The following is a 3800-nucleotide window of genomic DNA, read 5'->3' on the forward strand; positions in this document are numbered from 1 at the left end:
ATCTTTCTCACTTAGCTTCTGCTGAATTATCATGGTGGCACCGAAAATTATAGGTAAAATGCCTATAGAAATAGGAAAGTTATAATTAAACAACCCAAATAATGTAAAGATGTTCGTTGGGTCAGGAGCTGAAAGATCCTTAATCCATAAAAAAAAAGGAGCATGCCTCATCTCTATAGTAACAAATAATACTTTATATAGAGCAAAAAATACCGGTATTTGTATTAGCATGGGAAAAATGCTCGACATTGGATTTACGTTGTTTCTCTTAAACAATGCAATTGTCTCTTTATGCTGCTTTAAGCTGTCATTTTTATACAACTCTTTTATACGAGTTAATTCAGGCTGCAGGCTTTTTACCTTAAACATCGAAATATATGATCTATTAGATAAGGAAAGCATCAAAAGTTTGATTACTAAAGTCAGCAATAATATTGCTAAGCCAAAATTTTTTAAAACGAAGTTAAAATATTCAAGCAGTAAAAACACTGGTTTAGTTATAAAGTAAAGAACACCAAAATCTACAGCTTTATCAAACAGGGGTATATTGAGAGTGTCCTTATAAGAATCCAGTAAATTCAACTTTTTTGCTCCAGCAAAAAAATAATTCACATTAGAAACGCTTGCACCAGGAAGTATGCTCTTGTAAGGTTTGACAAAATCTACTTGGAATTTATCAGTATTATTAACGTTTGTGTGTTTAATGCTTACATTTATTTTATCAGATTTTTCAGGTATGATGGCTGTGAGCCAGTATTTATCAGCAAAACCAAACCAATTTTTTTCACTCGTGCTTGCTTTTATTAAATGTTTTTTGGAAATATCCTTATATGTCCACTCCTCTAGTTTATTATCAAATGCACCCAGTACTCCTTCATGGGATATCCAATAAGATTCGTTGATATTGTCACGTTTACGGTTAATTTTACCATAAGGAACCAAAACTACATTATCCTTTGTATTATTTTCAACAACTTGCTCAACTTTAAACATGTAATTATCGTCGAGGTTAATTTTCATTCTAAATAAAATGCCATTCTCATTGTCCCAAGATAAATTGACCTCTTTTTGATTAAGTTTATCTGCTCGCCAGACTGCTTTAGAATCTGGAACTTTAATCTTGTTACTCGGATCGAGCCACCCAAATTCTGCAAAATATACATCTTTTGATTCTGCAGGTGACAGTAACACCACTTGTGGAGAAGAAGAACTCGGTTCTAAGTGGTAATTAGTTAAAATTAAGTCATCAAACCTTGCACCTTTCAGAGAAATTGATCCTTTAATCATGTTATTGGTTAAACTAACCCTCTGTTCTCGAGTAGAATTAATAATTTCAGAACGATTTTGGTGTATTATAGGAGCAAGGTCGTTAAAAGATTCGATATGTTCAATATTTTCAATCAATGGCTGATTTTGGTTTGTACTAAAAAAATTATCATAAATAATACGCCAAGACACCATGATTAACATGGAAAGGATAGCTGCCAAAATTAAACTTTTTGCTTCTGACATGAAATTAAATCAAACATATCTTCTTAAAGTGTATACTAAATATTGTACTAAAACAATGAAATTTACTTATTTTTAATAATAACTTTTAACGCTGATCTTTAAAATTTATTTTAATAGCTTCAAATTTTAACAATATGAACGCGGTGAAAAATCTAGTTATTTGGTTGCTAATAATAGCCACTACTGCAATGCTTATTGATTCACAAAGGGACAAACTAAGCGACAGATTTCTCAGTACTTTTTTACCATATAAAGGAAGAATTCAAAATAGCGGTCAGAATAGTGGAAGTATTGAATTTACGAAGTCATATGATGGACACTTTTATATTCAGGCTCAAGTCAATGATCGCAATATAACGTTTTTGCTTGATACTGGAGCAACCGATATTGTTCTATCACAAAAAGACGCATTACATGTTGGTATTAACTTACAAAATGTTCAGGATTTTAAAATATATGAAACTGCGAAAGGTCAAATAAAAGCTGGAGTGGTTCAAATACCTCAAGTTAAAATAGGAAATTTTTTGATTAATGATGTACAGGCAAGCGTTAACACTCATTCTATGTCTCATTCACTACTTGGAATGAGCTTTTTAAGGTATTTTCATTTCACTATAAGAGATAATAAGTTGATATTATACCGCGACTAAACACTTCTACAATCTACTTATCAAAGCTCTGTAGGTCAATATAGGAGCAGAAATAAATATTGCAGAACAAGTGCCAATCAAAATACCAAAAAAAATGATCAAGCTGAAGTCTCTCACTGCATCTGTGCAGATTAATACCAAAGGAAGAGCAGCAAGAAGGGTTGTACCAGAAGTTAATATAGTGCGAAATAATGTAGCGTTGATACTTGCATCTACTACCTCACTCATCCGCCCACTTTTACCACTCCTGCGATACTCTCGAATCCGATCATATATAATTACTGAGTTATTGATTGAATAACCAATGACAGTGAGGAGAGCTGCAACTGATGAAATATTAAACTCAATGCCAGTTAGGCTAATAAAACCAACAGTTAAAATCACGTCATGAATCAGTGCTGTTATTCCACTGAATCCACATTGCCAATTAAATCTAAACCAAACGTAAAAAAATATTCCAACAATCGCGATCAACATGGATAACATTCCTTCAAATATTTGTGTTGAGCTTATTTGTGGGCCAACATAGTCTATTTTACGATAGCTTATTGAGCTATCTAGCTTTTCTTCTAGTATGCTTTTTATCTTTTTGATTTTATCTTCATCTCCTTCATCTTTAAAACGCATGACTAAATTATCACCCGCTTTTGAACTCTGCACTGTAAAACCATTTTCTTTTAATGCATCGAGAATAGAGTGATTCTCATCTGAAGATTTTATCTCTATCAAAATTCCGCCTGCAAAGTCTATGCCTAAGTTCACTCCACGCAGTACAACAATGAGCATTGAAAAGATGATAAGAATAATGCTAACGAGTGCTGTCAAATTTCTATATTTACTAAACTTGATATTGAGGTTATCTGGAATGAGTCTAAGTGCCATGCTATTTACTTAAACTTGAATTTTATATACTTTTCAAAAAATTCACTAGTTTATTCTGTGATTGTTTGATTATGTCAATTTTTCCATCAGTTAATTCTTGTCTGTCAATTAAGTTCTATCTAGCTTGCATACTACCATTTTGAAGTACATTACAAAAGCGAAATACTGCCAATTTGGCCCATCATTTTATCTCTGCAAGCTTATCCCCCCCCCTTGCTATGTTAGCAACGCAACCTAAGCTAGGTTCCTTCATAGCAGTGTTAGGTACACTGCCATATCTTTCAAAACTTTCATGCTCTATAGCTTCCTCAACACTTTTTCCTCCTACAAGACAGTTTTCCCCTAAACTTTTTCCCCTATTTTTTAACTCATTAAGCCTTGCTCTGTTTTCCCCATCAATCTCCACTTTTATTTTATTGCTGCCTTTCTCACTAGGACTTAGATAAATACTTATCTCTCCTACCTCAGTAGTAAAAGACATTTCAATACCACCTTTTGAGACATCCATGTAATTTCTTTTTCCCCCTATTTCTTCTACATTTTCAACTCTTACTATACTTTCTCCAATTTTGAGTATGCCAACTCTTAAATTTAAGTCTTTGGCTTTTTCATTGTTTAGGATTTCTGCAACTTCAACAATACTATCTTGCGAATATTCTATACAAAAATATCCATTATCCTTGTCTACTTCTAAGAAACTCTTTCTGCTAGTAGCTCTTTTTTAATCAAGACATAACCAAATTCACTAGCTTTCTT

The 3800-nt window shown here is 32.7% G+C and carries 4 protein-coding genes; 1 reads left to right on the forward strand and 3 read right to left on the reverse strand.

The window, feature by feature from the left end:
• Window positions 1-1512, reverse strand: a 1512-nt coding sequence (gene yidC / locus ACIPNH_RS01165) for a membrane protein insertase YidC (RefSeq protein ID WP_400771112.1), incomplete at its 3' end; no start/stop codon positions are given.
• A 134-nt stretch (window positions 1513-1646) separates the two neighbouring features.
• Here yidC and ACIPNH_RS01170 point away from each other — a divergent pair.
• Complete coding sequence (locus ACIPNH_RS01170; protein WP_006279648.1) at window positions 1647-2162, forward strand: TIGR02281 family clan AA aspartic protease; 516 nt, start codon at window positions 1647-1649, stop codon at window positions 2160-2162.
• A gap of 6 nt (window positions 2163-2168) precedes the next feature.
• On the opposite strand, the gene secF is transcribed toward ACIPNH_RS01170, so the two are convergent.
• Together secF and ACIPNH_RS01180 are read right to left on the reverse strand one after the other, a co-directional pair.
• Window positions 2169-3044: a protein translocase subunit SecF gene (secF, locus tag ACIPNH_RS01175; RefSeq protein ID WP_400771116.1), complete on the reverse strand. Its 876-nt coding sequence runs from the start codon at window positions 3042-3044 to the stop codon at window positions 2169-2171.
• 181 nt (window positions 3045-3225) lie between these two features.
• Complete coding sequence (locus ACIPNH_RS01180) at window positions 3226-3552, reverse strand: hypothetical protein (protein WP_400771119.1); 327 nt, start codon at window positions 3550-3552, stop codon at window positions 3226-3228.
• Window positions 3553-3800 lie beyond the last annotated feature (248 nt).

It is taken from the genome of Wolbachia endosymbiont of Drosophila barbarae, from assembly GCF_044752445.1.
GTDB lineage: Bacteria > Pseudomonadota > Alphaproteobacteria > Rickettsiales > Anaplasmataceae > Wolbachia > Wolbachia pipientis.